Source organism: Ruminococcus albus AD2013 (assembly GCF_000526775.1).
Taxonomy (GTDB): domain Bacteria; phylum Bacillota; class Clostridia; order Oscillospirales; family Ruminococcaceae; genus Hominimerdicola; species Hominimerdicola alba_A.
Map to the genome: position 1 here is coordinate 2,919,090 of NZ_JAGS01000001.1, position 15,373 is coordinate 2,934,462.

Sequence of the window (15,373 nt, forward strand, 5' to 3'; positions counted from 1 at the left end):
CAGGTTGAAAATTTCCTGTCGGTGTTTTTCAGGCTTCTGTCATTCCTGCGATGGTCAGGGAGTCGGGTTCGGTGTGGCAGGTGAAAAACAGCACTTTGACCCCTGCGGCTTTTGCTTCTTCGATGGCGGTTGCGAATTCGGGGTGGGTTGCAGTGTTTGGGCGGACTTCTTTTACGCCGTCCATCTGTATCACAAATCCGATGGCGGCATTGTAGCCCGCGGACTTCGCTTTTATCAGTTCACGGATATGCTTCACACCTCTCTCGGTGGGTGCATCGGGAAAGTAGCCCACACCGTCTATCTCCAGTGTACAGCCTTTGACTTCAAGAAGATATTTGTCCTCTCCCCGCTCCATATAAAAATCTATCCTTGAATCGCCGTAGGTGAATTCGGGTATCACCTTGTCATAGCCCTGAGTATCCAGCCATTCACGCATAACTTTATTTGGCGCCTGACTGTCGATGTTGAAAAGTACGCCTGTACTTTTTTTGACTGCCACAAGGTCGTATCTTGTTTTTCTGTTCGGGGTGCCCGGTTCGGTCAGCCAGACTTCACAGCCCGGTATCAGCAGTTCCTTGCATCGTCCAGTGTTTTTCACATGGACGGTCTCCTGATTTCCGTCAACATTTACCTCGGCTATAAAACGGTTGGTGCGGGACAGGAATTCGGCTTTGATAATGTTCGGGTATGTCATCTTTGTTCCTTTCAAAGTGGGACTGTTATTTAATATGGTATCGCTCGGGGTGGAGTTTCAGTATCTCGAACATATGACCGATGTTGCCTTCACCTGCATACTTTTTCATATCGAAAAAATCTTCGGTTAAGGGAAGCCATTCGAGGTCATTTTCATCGCCGCTGACTTCGGTGGGCTGACTCAGCTGACCAGCCCAGACTTCCACATAACAGCCGTCCATTGGGTAATCGAAAGTCATAAGGCGTTCTAAGGTTATCTGTTCGCGGGTGATGGAAGTTTCTTCAAAAAGCTCGCGGTAGGCGGCGTGTTCGCCATCTTCGCCTTTTTCTATCTTTCCGCCCACCAGATTGTACAGCCCTTTGTAGGGGTCTTTTCTGCGTTTGCACATCAGCCACTCGTCGCCCTCGGGGGAGAGAACTATCATGCAGTTGTATCCTTGTACCATGGGGTCACTTCCTTATAAAATGTAGTATCTTCGAGGAGTAGTCGCCGCTTATGCCGTCGGCACCCCATGCTTTTGCACAGTTGATACCTGCGTTCATAAGTGCCGCACCTGATATCAGCTTATCGGGTTCGCTTTCCTCATAGTAGTAAGCATCGGGGTCGAGACCTTTCAGCTTTATGCGGCGGGAGCGCATATTGGGTCTTGCCATTACCTGCACGAACTCGAACAGGGCTTCGCTCTTGTCCTTTGCAACGAACATCCATGCATCCCATGTATTATCCTCGAACATATTGCCTATGCGGTAGTGGTCGCCTGTGCGGACGAGAGGATTGTACTTTTTGAATTCCTCAATCTGGGCGGGTATCATATCCCTGTCTTCCTGCGGGATACGGGTGACATCAAGTTCGTAGCCGAAAGTTCCCACCATGGCAACGTGCCCCCTTGTTCTGAAAGGAGTGTTTCTGCCGACGGTATGGTTGGGGCAGTCGGAAACGTGTGCACCCATCGTCGAACAGGGGTAGCATATGGAAGTACCGTGCTGTATTTTCAGGCGCTCGATGGCATCGGTATCATCGGAGCACCATATCTGCGGTGAGAAATAGAGTATACCCGGGTCGAACCTTGCGCCGCCGCCCGAGCAGTTTTCCAACAGGATATGAGGATAATCGGTGGTGAGTCTGCCCATAAGGTCGTAGACACCCAGGACGTATCTGTGCCAGAGTTCGCGCTGTCTTTCGGCGGGGAGTGCGGCTGAACCGACTTCTGTCAGCTGGCGGTTCATATCCCATTTGATATACTCGATGTTGGCGTTGTCGAGAATATTCTTCATCATGGAGTATACGTAGTCGCGGACTTCCTTGCGGGAGTAATCGAGGACGTACTGCTCACGGCAGAGGGTCATATCTCTGCCCTTTATCTGTATAGCCCAGTCGGGGTGGGCGCGGTAGAGGTCGGAATCGGGGGAGACCATTTCGGGTTCAAACCATAGACCGAACTTCATGCCCAGTTTGTTGACTTCGTCAACGAGGTGCTTCAAGCCGCCTTGGAGTTTCTTTTCGTAAACGAACCAGTCGCCCAGAGAGGAATTATCGGAATCCCTGTGACCGAACCAGCCGTCATCAAGCACAAGCATTTCAATACCCAGCTTTGAAGCTTCCTTTGCGATGGAGAGTATCTTATCGGTGTTGAAATCAAAGTAGGTAGCTTCCCAGTTGTTAATAAGTATGGGGCGGCGTTTGTTTTTGTACTCGCCGCGGATAAGGTTCTCGCGGTAGAGGTCATGGAAAATTCTGGACATTTTGCCTATGCCCTCATCGGAGTGTACCATAACAACTTCGGGGGCGGTGAAAGTTTCGCCCGATTCAAGGAGCCATTCAAAATCGAGGGGATTTATGCCCATAACGAAGCGGGTCTTTTTGTGCTGTGTGACTTCTGCCTGAGCGATGAAATTTCCCGAGTAGACAAAGTTGAAACCGAACACCTCGCCCATATCTTCATCGGCGTTGTGTTCGCAGAGGGCGGCGAAGGGGTTGTTCTGGTGGGAGGATTCGCCGCGGCAGGAATCGATGCTTTGCTTGCCGTGGTGAAGGGGAGCGCGTTCGATGTGGCGTTCTCTCGCCCATGAACCGTTGAGGGTTATCATATCGAATTTATCGGTATCGAATTCAACACAGGCGGAAATGGCGCGGGTGAGTTTCAGGGGCTTGTTCGAGGTATTCCTGAATCTCACCGAGCGGGTGATGGCATCGAGATTTTCAAATATCGAATATACCAGCACAGCTTCGAGCCCTGTGTGGGCATCAAGCATGGTGACTTCAAGAGTCTGAGCGGGGCTTTTTTCGGTGGTGAAAGTTGCGGGCAGACCTTCAAGAGCGGGTTTGCCGTCATATATTTTATGGGAAACGTATCTGAGGTCGCAGGTGGACATACCATCGCTGTCGAGGATCTTCAGGGCACTTTCGCGGTAGTCGCCGATACCGAAGCAGGGGTATTCAAAAGGTGTGGTATCGAGATATACTGCCCTGTCGCGGTTGTTGGTCTCGGGGGTGAAGGGGCTTTCATCAAGGCGCAGCAGCCAGTCCATATCCTCATCGGGGACTTTTTTGCCGTAGTAAACGTGACCGAGATATTCGCCGTTTATCACCTTGAACATATAGTCGGTGTTATTGGCACGAAGTTTGAAAGAGCGGGATTTTTCGTTGTAGGTTATACTCATGATGGTACCTCCGTATAATAAAATTATCGTTTTCACAATTGTACCAGAAATCCACAGGATTTTCAACAGCTGTAATCGATTTAAGGTAGAATTTATTTTGTGAATTTTTTGTAAAGTGGCGTAAAAACGCCCAAAAATGGGATTTTCGGGCGTTAACGGAATGTCATTTTTATTACTGTTTTATTACAGTTGAATACTGATGTCAATTTGACGATGGGGGTTTGAAGTACGTCTTTTGGGACAGGCTGTGTAACTCTTTGATTACAACTTGGTAACACTCAAGGGAGAAAAATGGGACGATTGTTGAAAGGGGAAAAGTTTTCAACAATAAAAATGGGTTATAGCAGTTTATACACCCTCTTTTCAACAGTTTCAACAGAGTTTTCAACAATTTTGAAAACTGGGGTGTTGAGTTTTAACTGTCCAAAAAAGTTCTTGTTACCGTTTTTTAACCATTTGTTACTTAACAGGGGAGAATAGTAACAAAAAACTGTAACAGATGGGGAAATTTCCCTGAACATAGGGGTTTGGAAGATATAGATTAAATAGTTTGTATAGTTGGATAAACAAAAGAACTTAAATGGGGTTGTGTAAAACATAGAAGTTTTAAATAGGGGTTGACAAGAAAATAAGCATGGAAATAAACCTTATTTTAATTTATAATTCATAATTCACAATTCATAATTGTTGGCAGGAAGATAACGTAGCTGTACTTAGGATAGAATGCCAAGGAGAAGAGCTTTGGCTCAAGCCTTTCGCGAAAGGCTTGCGGGAGTTTGAGGGCAGAGCCCTCAACTCAAGGCGCAAAAGCGACGCGGCAACAAAGCGATAAATAGCGATACAAACTTCCGACCAATAGAGCGCGGGCAATCCGAAAACTCCGAGCGTGAGCAAAACTAAAGCCCCGCACAAACTACCCGCGTAAATATTGCCCGCGCCCGCCGTCAAACAGCGTAAGCGTTTTTGACGGCTCGACCCGACAGGGGCGACCTGATAACGCAGTACGTCAGATAAGAGTGAAGCACTTCTTGCAGATCATGTCATAGATAGATGTTCTTGATTATTGGGGGCGGGGGTAGTTGGGCTTGTCGATGTGTTTGTTTTGGGACGTAGCTTTGCGAGTTTTCGCCCCTCAGCTGCGACTGCGTCGGCAGCGCCGTCGGGTCGAGAAATCAACGAGCTATCGCCGTTGATTTCAGGCGCGGCAATATCTCCGCACATAGTTTGTGCGTGGTATAAGCTTTGCACACGCTCGATTTTTGATTATTGCCGCGCCTTGTTGGTCGGTAGTTTGTTGGGCTATTTACAGCACTATTTTCACGTCGCTTTTGCGCCTTGACCGAGAGGCTCTGCCTCTCGAGCTCTCCGCAAGCTTTTCGCGAAAAGCTTGACCAAAAGCTCTCTTCGCGTCATAGTTTGTCCGGTGCGCCGGTTTGCTGCCGCGAAATCGCCGAAATCTGTCTTTATATATAATTTATTACATCCGAAACGTATATCAAACTATTGACAGTTAGTTTATTATCTGATATAATTAATCTGGATATTGTTTACCATATTAAAAGAAATAAAACCGTATATTGGAGGTAATATATAATGTGTGGTATTGTTGGTTTTACAGGTGACCATCAGGCTGCTCCCGTGCTGCTTGACGGACTTTCCAAGCTTGAATACAGAGGTTACGATTCCGCAGGTATAGCTGTTCGCGACGGCGGGAACGATACCGAGATAATTAAGGAAAAAGGCAAGCTGGAAGTTCTTATAAATATGACAGACGGCGGCAAGGCAGTTAAAGGCTGCTGCGGTATAGGTCATACCAGATGGGCTACCCACGGCGAACCCTCCGCACTTAATGCTCACCCTCATGCTACCGATGATGAAAATGTTATCGCTGTACATAACGGTATCATTGAGAATTATCAGGAACTCCGCGACAAGCTGGTAAAGGCAGGATATACTTTTAAATCGCAGACCGATACCGAGGTAGCTGTAAAGCTTATCGATTACTACTACCGCAAGTACGGCGAGGGTCCTGTTGATTCCATCGCAAGAGCTATGATACGTATTCGCGGAAGCTACGCTCTCTGTGTTATGTTCAAGGAATATCCGCAGGAGATATATACCGCACGTAAGGACAGCCCCATGATAATCGGTATTGCAAACGGTGAGACCTATGTGGCTTCCGACGTTCCTGCTATACTGAAATATACAAGAAACGTATACTACATCGGCAACCACGAGATAGCAAAGCTTGAAAAGGGCAATGTTACTTTCTACAATATCGAGCGCGAGGAGATCACCAAGGAGATCACCGAGATAAAGTGGAACGCCGAAGCAGCTGAAAAGGGCGGCTATGAGCACTTCATGCTCAAGGAGATACACGAGCAGCCCAAGGTTATAAAGGATACGATAAACTCCGTTGTTAAGGACGGCGATATCGTGCTTTCCGAATTCGGTCTTACCGATGAGGAAGTACAGGCACTTTCTCAGATATACATAGTTGCCTGCGGTTCTGCTTACCATGTTGGTGTTGCGGCGCAGTATGTTATCGAGGAACTTACTACTATCCCTGTGAGGGTTGAACTTGCCAGCGAGTTCAGATACAGAAAGACTCCTTTCAACAAGAACAGTCTTGTTATAATAATCAGTCAGTCGGGCGAAACTGCCGACAGCCGTGCCGCACTTACTCTTGCTAAGGAAAACGGCATAAAGACACTGGGTATCGTAAATGTTGTAGGCTCGAATATCGCCCGTGAAGCCGACAGCGTGTTCTACACACTGGCAGGTCCCGAGATATCCGTTGCGACAACCAAGGCATACAGCACTCAGCTTATCGCAACTTATCTGCTGGCTATGCAGTTTGCAAAGGTACGCGGTGAGATATCCGATGAAAGACTGGCTGAACTTCTTGAAGAGATACAGACCATTCCCGACAAGGTAGCAAAGATACTTGAAGACAAGGAAAGGATACAGTGGTTCGCTTCCAAGTTTGCAAATATCCGCGATGCTTTCTTCATCGGCAGAGGTATCGACTACGCAGTAAGCCTTGAAGGTTCGCTGAAAATGAAAGAGATAAGCTATATCCACTCGGAGGCTTATGCGGCAGGCGAGCTGAAGCACGGTCCTATCAGCCTTATCGAGGAAGGTACTCTTGTTATCAGCGTGCTGACTCAGCAGGAACTGTTTGAGAAGACAGTTTCCAACATGGTTGAGTGCAAGTCAAGAGGTGCTTATATCATGGGTCTGACTTCCTACGGCAATTACAGTGTTGAGGACACTGCGGACTTTACCGCATACGTTCCCAAGACCGACCCGCTTTTCGCCGCAAGCCTTGCGGTAGTTCCTCTCCAGCTGCTTGGATATTATATCTCGGTAGCTAAGGGTCTTGACGTTGACAAGCCCAGAAACCTTGCTAAGAGCGTTACTGTTGAATAATATTTCCGGCGGACAGATACACATTCTGTCCGCCGTTTTTATGCCCCCGCGGAGCAGTCCCAGTTCGGTGCAGATGATGGTTTATCTTGCGTACTGCGGGTTCTGCTGGGGAAAACCTTTCTGAAGAAAGGTTATTCCCCAGACCCCTTTCCAAAGACTTCTATTTCTTTTTGGCAGGGGGCAGCTATTATTATATAGTGAAGTAAGTGACCGTACTAGGTGTACTTTATAAAGAAGTCTGCCCCCTGCCAAAAAGAGTTAAAAGTTTTCGGGGAGGAGTTTGAGGAGGACCCTTTTTCAAAAGGGTCTTCCTCAATAAAGCTCGCAGTTTGTAAGATAAACCATCATCTGTATCAATCCGAGACCGACCTGCGCAGGCATAAAAAAATGGGAGACAGCGGGTGAGTGCTGTCTCCTGTGAATTTACCATATCTTATAATTTCCGCTGAGGGCTAAGAATGCAAAGAGATACAGGCAGTTATCGTAGTAACGTCTGTCGCCTTTGCGGAGGGGTTCGTTCCAGAAACGCTCTACCCATTCAGCGGCAAGGCGGACTGATTTATCCTCTGCATCGAGGGAAAGCTGTCCGCTTATGGCAAGTGATGCCTGTGCTGTTGTTGCAAGCAGACCCACAGGGTGTCTTGCGGGTTCATCAAGGGGAGTACCATCCACCTCATAGGTCATGAATGGAGAGTTTTTATTTACGATGCCGAGAGTATACTGCAAACGTCTTACAGCATCTTCAAGGCGGTCGTCCTTGCCTCCCCATGACCTGTCAAGACCGATATTTGCGGCAGTGCGGTAAGCATCGCTGTAGAACCAGTCATGTCTTTCGGTAGCCCAGGGGAGAGGACGGGACATGGGTGAACCGTCAAACTCGCCGTATTCGGGATTCATACCGGTAACAGGGTGGCACGATTTTGCGATGTAATCGCGGCTTGCCTTTGCTGCCTGTGCGAAGAAATCTCTGTCCTCTTCATAAGCCCATTTTGCGAAAAGCTCGTAAAAATGGGGCAGATGATAGGAAGCATCAGTAAAATCAGAACCGGGCACAAAGAGTATCAGCTTGTTATCCCTGTTCCACATCGGTGCACCTGCCCTGCCGTTTTCGCCCTTATGGACACAGGCACGGAGTATCTCCTTTGCTTCGTGGGAATAGTTGAATATGCCTTCGCCGTCGCCCCATCTGTGGGAAGCGAAAAACAGTGCCATAGCGTAGAATTCCTCACCGTCGGGTGCGGGACCCTCGGCAAAACTTTTGCCGTCAACGCCGCATGACCATCTGAAATAGCCCTCGTTATCGCCCTCTGTCAGGTACATATACTTCTTTGACCATTTCCATATCTTATCGAAGATATCCTTTTTATCCAGCTGAACAGCCATCATCATGCCGTAGGACATTCCCTCTGTTCTTGCATCGTGGTTTCCTGTATCCTCAAAATAGCCTGTATCACCGTCTTCGTGATAAAAGCTGTCCTCACCGCAGAAAAATTCCTGTACGATTTCATTCAGCCTTGCTGATATCTCTTCATCTGTTTTTCCTATCTCTGCAAACGCATTGCGGTATTTTCTGTTTTCCATCCTGCACCTCCGTGTTGATTTTCATTACTATGATTTTAGCATGATGGGTTCTCAAAGTCTACCCAAAAATTGCTTCTGATTTCCCATTTTTGACAAAAAAATACAGCTGCCGCAAAGTGATATATACAAACAAAGACCGCCGCATAAGCGACAGTCTCTGTTTGTACTTGGGAAAAAATTTATCATTCATAGCGGAGTGCATCGATAGGATTGAGATTTGCAGCCTTTATGCTGGGTATAAGTCCGAAGACGATACCGACTACCATAGAGAATGCAACGGATACGATGATCGCAGGTGTGGATATAGATACAGGAACTTCTGCGATATTCGCAATTACTTTTGATAAGCCTATGCCTATCAGTACGCCCAGTACACCGCCTATGGTGGTAAGTACTGAGGCTTCTGTAAGGAACTGTGCGAGTATGCGCTTCTTTCTTGCGCCAAGAGCCTTTTTAAGACCTATCTCGCGGGTACGCTCGGTAACGGATACCAGCATTATGTTCATAACGCCGATACCGCCGACCAGCAGGGATATGCCCGCTATCCATATAAGCATCTGGTTTGTGGATTTTGAAAGGTCCTGAAGCTTCTTCGCCTGTTCCAGCAGGCTTTCGCTCTTGTATTCAAGGGTATTGGCAACGCTCTCAGCTGATTTCTGCTCAGAACCCGCAGACTGCTTACGGATATTCTCATTGAGTATATCCGCTGTCTTCTTGCCCGCACCTGTCATACTGTCGGTATCCTTTGCGCGTACAACACAGTTCTGTGGCTCGTCATAGCGGAAGATTATACCCCAGTCATCGGTGGGTATGAATATCAGTCCGCTGGAAGAACGGTTATAGGTGAAGTAGTCTTCAACATTGTTGATAACAGGCTCAAATCCTGTACGCTTGCAGGCAACGCCTATTATCCTGAAAGGCTCGCCGTTGATATCGAGTATCTTTCCGATGGGGTTCTCACCCTCGAATATACCTCTCTGCATATTTGTATCGATTATCGCAACTTTGGAGAAATCCGTGTACTGCTTTTCGGAAAAGCCCATACCCTCGGCTATCTCGTAACCCATTGTTGAAAAATAATCGCTGTCGATACCGTAGATGATAGATGAATCTATCTTCTTGTTGAGATAGAACAGGTTATCGATAGTTTCTCTTGTGCGGTAAAGAGTACAGCTCTCAACCTCTTTAAGGTCAACTATCCTCTTCTTGCTCTCCTCGGATACCACCCTGATATTATCAGGTACAGGCGACCAGGCGAAATCGGCTTCGGTATCGCCCTGCATCAGCGATATCTTAACAGTATTGTTTCCCGCGCCGATAAGGTTGTTCTTTATCTGTTCGTTCGTTCCCTCGATAGTCGATACTATGGCGATTATAGCCGCAATACCGATGATAATGCCCAGCATTGTCAGGAATGAACGTATCTTGTGGCTCAGTATTCCCTGGAGGGAGAGCCTAACGTTTTCTATCATAGCTTACCTCCTCAGAATATGTCCATGTTCTCGGGCATAAGTATCTCGGTGGTCTCACGGGTCTTTGTGCCCTCCTTGACTTCTTTGCCGTAAGGGAAACATATCTTGTCCTTATAGCTAAGACCGCCCTTGATCTCGATCATATAGCCGTACATTATCTGTCCGACCTTTACGTACTGCTTTTTAAGTCTGCCGTCCTCGTCGGCTTTCATTATGTAATAATCGCCGCCCTCCTGCCTTACATAGTGTATCGGCAGGTATACCGAGTTTGAAGACTTTTCGCTGTTCGATTCCTTTTTATCCGCAGTAAGTTCTACCCAGTCATCGTAAGAGAAACTGTCTTCGCCTTCGATTATCTTTGCGTGTATCTGATACGAAGAGTTATTCGGATTTTCGCCCCAGTTATAGTTATTATAACTTACGGGTACATCGTCTATTTTGGTTATCTCAGCAACGCCCGTACCGTCTGAATTCCATGAGGTTATGGTAAAGGTATCGCCGATGCTGTATTTCGGAAGGTTCAGCTCGCTTATCTCGCATACTACCTCGGTGCCGCCCTCGCCCTGAATAACTGCAAATGCGCGGTCATCGGCATTGGGCTCCTCGTAGATGTCTTCCTCTTCTTCCTCTTCAGCGGCTTCTTCATCCCCCGAAGCCTTGCCTATCTTCTTGACGATGCCGTCCAGCTCGGCGTAAAGCTTGCCGTCTACCTTGCGCTTCTTGGCTGTCTGAAGTTCAAAATTAGCCTGTTTGAGGTCTATCTCCAGCTGCTTTATATCGTCTTCCTTATCGGATATCATCTGCTTGATATCCTCGCGGGAATATACATAATCCGTACCCTCCGGGTCGATGTAATAATCAGCGGGATCGTAGCTTTCATAGTAATCATAGGGTTCTTCATCTTCCTCGGGAAGTTCGGGCTCGGAGCTGTCGTCCTCGGGTAATGATGAATCGTCCTTCTTCTGAGTTGTCGGGTGAGTAAAGCTCAGCTTGCCGTAGTGCTTAACATCGGTATCAATGGAAGCATTTCCGTCCTCGTCGATGGTTATGCCGTCGGATACCTTCCAGCTTACAAGTGCTTCGGGATCTGTTTTCTCGGCAGGCACTATTATCCATTTAAAAAGGTATCTGTATTCCTCGTCGTATACGCATATCTCGGCGCACTTCTTCTCGCTTGCCATTCTTATCATGAACTCTTTGGAGACCTCAGCCTCATTAGTGCAGTTGATGATGTAGGGCGCCTCAGGGGTGCCCACGCCCTCAGCGGGTATGAATGCAGGCTTTATCACATCTGTGATAAGCTGTGCGGGAGGTCCGTCGGGAACATCAGGTCCGATATCGTCGGGAATGCTGTCGTCAGGCATACTGTCATCTGGTATATCGTCGGGAAAATCAGGATAATCCGGCTCGGGGGGCTGAGGTGCGTCCTCGGAGGGCTTGTAGTTGCGTATCTTTTCAAGCTCCTTCTTAGCCATCTTGATATCCTGCTCAACTATCTTTACAGCGTTTTCCTTCTGGGCAAGTTCCAGCTCTACCACGGTCATATCGTATTCAAGTATCGCATCGCCCTTTTTAACGCTCTGACCTTCCTCAACGTATACTTCCTTTACCAGCTTCTCGGTATCTATATATACTCTCTGGGTATTGGAAGACTGCACGCGTCCGTCAAGTCCTCTGTAGTAGTAATCGAAATATTCGCTGTCCTGCATCATAAGGCTGACAGGCACTACATCAACTACGACTTTTTCCTGCTTGCTGTCCTTGTACTTTTTCATGCCGAAATATCCGCCGCCGCCGAGTACTGCCACACAGAGAAGAAATATTATCAGTTTTTTCATTCGCTCTCCTCCTCCTCTTTCTTGACACGGCTGTTGAATGCGCCGCTGTGCAGTTCGCCGTCACGGATATACATTACACGCTTTGCGTGTTCGGCTATCTCGGGTTCGTGGGTTATCATAACTATGGTCACGCCGTCCTTGTTCAGCTCTTCAAAAAGCTCCATTACATCGTCGCCCGATTTTGTATCCAGCGCACCTGTAGGTTCGTCCGCCAGCAGCAGTTTGGGTCTGTTGACTATCGCCCTTGCTATGGCAACTCTCTGCTTCTGTCCGCCTGAAAGCTGTGTGGGATTGAAGTTCATTCTGTCCTCAAGACCTACTCTGTGCAGAGCCTCTTTCGCCATTTCGCGGCGTCTTTTTCTGGAAAGTCCCGCATACAGCAGAGGCAGTTCAACATTTTCAAGTGCCGACTGTCTCGGCAGAAGATTGAAGTTCTGGAAAACGAAACCTATCTTGGTATTGCGTATATCCGAAAGCTGCTTGTCACTGCATTTCATTATATCCGAACCATCGAATATGAAGCTGCCCTTTGTCTGCTTGTCAAGGCAGCCGATAATGTTCATCAGGGTGGATTTGCCCGAACCCGAGGGTCCCATTATCGCAACATACTCGCCGTCATCAACGCTCAGCGATATGTCTTTAAGTACGGGGACGGGTTCTTTGCCCTGCATATAATCCTTGAAGATATTGTTCAGTTCAAATACCATATTGTCCGCCTTTCTCAGCTGTAATGCTTTTTAAGGAACTCGTCCTTTTCATCGGTGGACATAGCGTTGAACTCATCTTCGGAGATGCCGTAAAGATCTTCAAATGCTACATCGGGTTCTTCGCTCTCGGTCTTTTCAGCCTTTGCCTTGCCGTCAGCATCGCCCTTATCAGTGTCAGCAGTAGCTTCGCCGTCATAGTCGAATGTGAATGTACCATCATCATCAACACTGCCGCGGATAAAGTTGCCATCAGCATCCATTTCGACAACACCGCCGTCAGGTGAGGTGACTTTCATTGAACCGTCAGCAGCACCCTCGATGAAATTTCCGTCCTCATCTGTCATTGAATAGCTGCCGTCATCGTTTGAAACGAAATCGCCAGGCATATTGCCCATGTCGCCCTCGTCCATCGTGCCTTCGTCCATCATGCCTTCATCCATCATACCTTCGTCCATCATCTCTCCGTCGCCAAGATCATTTTCGGGGATATCCTTATCGGAGGAATTTGTGGTGGTCTTTAGACCTTCCTTGATGTAGTCGGCGGGATAAGCGATATAATCATCGGTGGAAAGACCCTCAAGTATCTCGCAGTCGCCGTACTCGGTATCTTCCTTGCCTATCTTTATGTATCTCTTCTCGATGACATCCTTGTCGGATTTCTTAGCCCATACATAGGACTTGTTTCCGTCTTTCAGGATAAAGTTTGTATAAAGCCATATTCCTGTCTTCTCAACATCGTCGCTTCTGTCGGTATCGATGAGGATATGCTGTCCAAGCTTGAAGCCCTCCAGTGATTCGGGCTCAACATAAAAAGCATACTTTGAAGAAGTTGACTGTTCATCGCTTTCGCCATAGCCGTACATATCGTCGTTGTTTTCCTGAGGTGATGTGTCTATCTCAGATACGACACCACTGACGCTGGTATCATCTGTTCTGCTGCGGAGTATCACCTCAGCGTCCTTGTATATGGCATTGCTGTTCTGCTCGTTGAATACGCCTTTTACGCGGTAGTCGCCCTCGGCGGAGATCTTCATTATCACGCCTTCATCGCCGGAACCGTAACGATCGTAGCCGTAATCATCAGCTCCCCCGTTTGAGGACGGATCTTTCAGATCCTTTACAGTGCCGTCTATGGGTGCTACGACATAAGCGTTCTTCTTGGAGCTTTCCAGCTTGGTTATCTCCACATTCTTTGCCTTGATGTCGTATTCTTTTCTTGCATTGTCGCTTTGCAGCTGAAGTATCTGGTTTGTGTAGGATACTACCTGATCTTCACTTGCTTTCTTCTTTTCTTCCTCGTACTGCTTTATCTGCTGATTATTTGTCTCGATCTCGTTCTGAGTTCTTTCAACGTCCAGCTTTGCAGTATCGATCTCGATCTGTATCGCTTCGGTATCGTAGGTAAGAAGCTTATCGCCTTTCTTTACGGCATCGCCCTCAGCCACCAGTATATCCTTTACGGTCTTGGTGCTGTCGTATTTAACGTCTACCGATTTCTGTGCCACTACCACACCGGGGAAACTGTTTGCAAACAGATCCGAACCTGTGACAGTATTCACATTCGATACCTTTTGTACGTACACTTTGTCGCTGCTGTTAGACTCGGGACTGCCGTAATTCTTATACAGCTTCCACCCGCCGAAGCCCACTCCGCCGATTATCAGCAGAGTCACAACAGCTTTTCCGACAGAACTTGCTTTTGACATATCCATATCCTCCTGTTGATAAGTCTGTAAGACAAAAAAAGTCTGCATAAGCACACTGCACATAAAATGTGTACAGCATATCGGCTATATACAGACGTACAATATACTATTGATCATCTGTTGTCTTTTTTGTCTACATAGGTTTTCTGATTTTTCTATCTGCAATTTATTATAGTACAAAAAGAAACTTCTGTCAATGAAAGTCAGGCGAATTTAAGAAAATCTTTCGATAATTAACAGGTTATATAAATATTTAAGTTAACTTACTTTAAACTTCATTGAAATTAACTTATATCGCTCTGAATCCCCATATTATATAGTATATCGGTCATTCGGTTCAAGGAATACGTTAATTATATCTTTTAGTTAAACATCAACTAAAAAATTCCAACATATTTTATTTATTGAATATATTATTTATAAAAATATTGACAAAAAGGAGTTGGTGTGGTATACTTTTATTATATACACTTTGACCTATGTCATTGCTGTACGGGTATTACTTTAATAATACGACTTTCAGAGGGTGAAGAATAATGACCGAGCTAGAAAAGATGGAGTTAGCTGAATGCTATATAAACAGATACTTTGAAATTGCTGACGGCGTTGAGATCAGTAAGGAGAACAAGGAGTATCTGAAAATATATATAAGAGATGTTTCTGAGGCAGAAAGGGAATTTGATTTTAACGGAAAGCGCAATAAATCGATGCTATACGTTCTCGGCGGTGCGCTGATATTTGCACTTCTCCTGCTGATAGCTTTCCATACCGGATTTTTCATCATAGTTCCTGTATTCGGCTTCCTTACGATAGCAGTTTCAGGTTATATGATAATCAATAAGTACTACACCCAGAAACTTGTTGAAGTCAGGGATCACCAGAAAGAAGTCAATGAGGGTATCACCGAGCAGATCGAGATACTTCAGGGCAGGATAAAGCAGCTTGAAAAACAGCGCGACGATTATCTTACAGCACTGAGAAAGAAGATCGATTTCATGGATCTGGATATGGACTACATGAACAATATCGGTCAGATCAAGGAATTCATGGTGAACGGCGAAGCTGAGACCTGTGAAGAAGCAGTTGCGATATTCGAGCAGAACCTGCTGATGCAGCAGATGTCAGGCATCATGTCCGCAAGCGTACATGATAAAGCTATGGATATCGAAAAGAACAAGGAGCGTTTCGGCGACCCCACCAAGGATATCGGAAAGAAACCCGCAAAAAGAGGTCTGTTCGGTAAAAAATAATAACGATTACACTGACACTTCCGACAGAAAACG

The 15,373-nt window shown here is 46.7% G+C and carries 10 protein-coding genes; 2 read left to right on the plus strand and 8 right to left on the minus strand.

The annotated features are described in order from the left end of the window. Window positions 1-28: 28 nt before the first annotated feature. The 3 genes from sfsA to N773_RS0113045 are packed head-to-tail and all read right to left on the minus strand — an operon-like array spanning window position 29 to window position 3,354. Window positions 29-694 carry a DNA/RNA nuclease SfsA gene (sfsA, locus tag N773_RS0113035; protein ID WP_024858187.1) on the minus strand — a complete coding sequence of 222 codons (666 nt, stop codon included), beginning with the start codon at window positions 692-694 and terminating at the stop codon, window positions 29-31. 25 nt (window positions 695-719) lie between these two features. Next, on the minus strand, window positions 720-1,139 hold the full coding sequence (locus tag N773_RS0113040; RefSeq protein ID WP_024858188.1) for an NUDIX hydrolase: 420 nt from the start codon (window positions 1,137-1,139) through the stop codon (window positions 720-722). Between the two features lie 4 nt (window positions 1,140-1,143). Next, the gene (locus N773_RS0113045) at window positions 1,144-3,354 is read right to left on the minus strand and encodes an alpha-galactosidase (RefSeq protein WP_024858189.1); all 2,211 of its coding nucleotides are present in this window, start codon (window positions 3,352-3,354) and stop codon (window positions 1,144-1,146) included. 1,593 nt (window positions 3,355-4,947) lie between these two features. On the opposite strand from N773_RS0113045, the gene glmS reads away from it, so the two are divergent. Next, a complete protein-coding gene (gene glmS, locus N773_RS0113050; protein ID WP_024858190.1) occupies window positions 4,948-6,786 on the plus strand; it encodes a glutamine--fructose-6-phosphate transaminase (isomerizing) in 1,839 nt (612 codons plus the stop codon). A 423-nt stretch (window positions 6,787-7,209) separates the two neighbouring features. Here the strand turns inward: glmS and N773_RS0113055 are convergent, their stop codons facing one another. From N773_RS0113055 to N773_RS0113075, 5 genes are all read right to left on the minus strand, one after another. Further along, window positions 7,210-8,367: a glycosyl hydrolase family 8 gene (locus tag N773_RS0113055; protein ID WP_024858191.1), complete on the minus strand. Its 1,158-nt coding sequence runs from the start codon at window positions 8,365-8,367 to the stop codon at window positions 7,210-7,212. Between the two features lie 182 nt (window positions 8,368-8,549). After that, the gene (locus N773_RS0113060; protein WP_024858192.1) at window positions 8,550-9,839 is read right to left on the minus strand and encodes an ABC transporter permease; all 1,290 of its coding nucleotides are present in this window, start codon (window positions 9,837-9,839) and stop codon (window positions 8,550-8,552) included. An 11-nt stretch (window positions 9,840-9,850) separates the two neighbouring features. Next, a complete protein-coding gene (locus N773_RS0113065) occupies window positions 9,851-11,677 on the minus strand; it encodes a biotin/lipoyl-binding protein (protein ID WP_024858193.1) in 1,827 nt (608 codons plus the stop codon). Continuing rightward, entirely contained in the window at window positions 11,674-12,384 is a 711-nt protein-coding gene (locus N773_RS0113070; protein WP_024858194.1) for an ABC transporter ATP-binding protein, read from the minus strand. Before N773_RS0113070 ends, N773_RS0113065 begins: the two co-directional genes overlap by 4 nt. 14 nt (window positions 12,385-12,398) lie before the next feature. After that, on the minus strand, window positions 12,399-14,090 hold the full coding sequence (locus N773_RS0113075) for an efflux RND transporter periplasmic adaptor subunit (protein ID WP_024858195.1): 1,692 nt from the start codon (window positions 14,088-14,090) through the stop codon (window positions 12,399-12,401). A gap of 536 nt (window positions 14,091-14,626) precedes the next feature. Here N773_RS0113075 and N773_RS0113080 point away from each other — a divergent pair. Then, on the plus strand, window positions 14,627-15,340 hold the full coding sequence (locus N773_RS0113080; RefSeq protein ID WP_024858196.1) for a hypothetical protein: 714 nt from the start codon (window positions 14,627-14,629) through the stop codon (window positions 15,338-15,340). Window positions 15,341-15,373 lie beyond the last annotated feature (33 nt).

Coding starts and splice junctions, on each gene's coding strand:
- sfsA (WP_024858187.1), bottom strand. CDS start 694: ATGACATACCCGAACATTATCAAAGCCGAATTCCTGTCCCGCACCAAC.
- N773_RS0113040 (WP_024858188.1), bottom strand. CDS start 1,139: ATGGTACAAGGATACAACTGCATGATAGTTCTCTCCCCCGAGGGCGAC.
- N773_RS0113045 (WP_024858189.1), bottom strand. CDS start 3,354: ATGAGTATAACCTACAACGAAAAATCCCGCTCTTTCAAACTTCGTGCC.
- glmS (WP_024858190.1), top strand. CDS start 4,948: ATGTGTGGTATTGTTGGTTTTACAGGTGACCATCAGGCTGCTCCCGTG.
- N773_RS0113055 (WP_024858191.1), bottom strand. CDS start 8,367: ATGGAAAACAGAAAATACCGCAATGCGTTTGCAGAGATAGGAAAAACA.
- N773_RS0113060 (WP_024858192.1), bottom strand. CDS start 9,839: ATGATAGAAAACGTTAGGCTCTCCCTCCAGGGAATACTGAGCCACAAG.
- N773_RS0113065 (WP_024858193.1), bottom strand. CDS start 11,677: ATGAAAAAACTGATAATATTTCTTCTCTGTGTGGCAGTACTCGGCGGC.
- N773_RS0113070 (WP_024858194.1), bottom strand. CDS start 12,384: ATGGTATTTGAACTGAACAATATCTTCAAGGATTATATGCAGGGCAAA.
- N773_RS0113075 (WP_024858195.1), bottom strand. CDS start 14,090: ATGTCAAAAGCAAGTTCTGTCGGAAAAGCTGTTGTGACTCTGCTGATA.
- N773_RS0113080 (WP_024858196.1), top strand. CDS start 14,627: ATGACCGAGCTAGAAAAGATGGAGTTAGCTGAATGCTATATAAACAGA.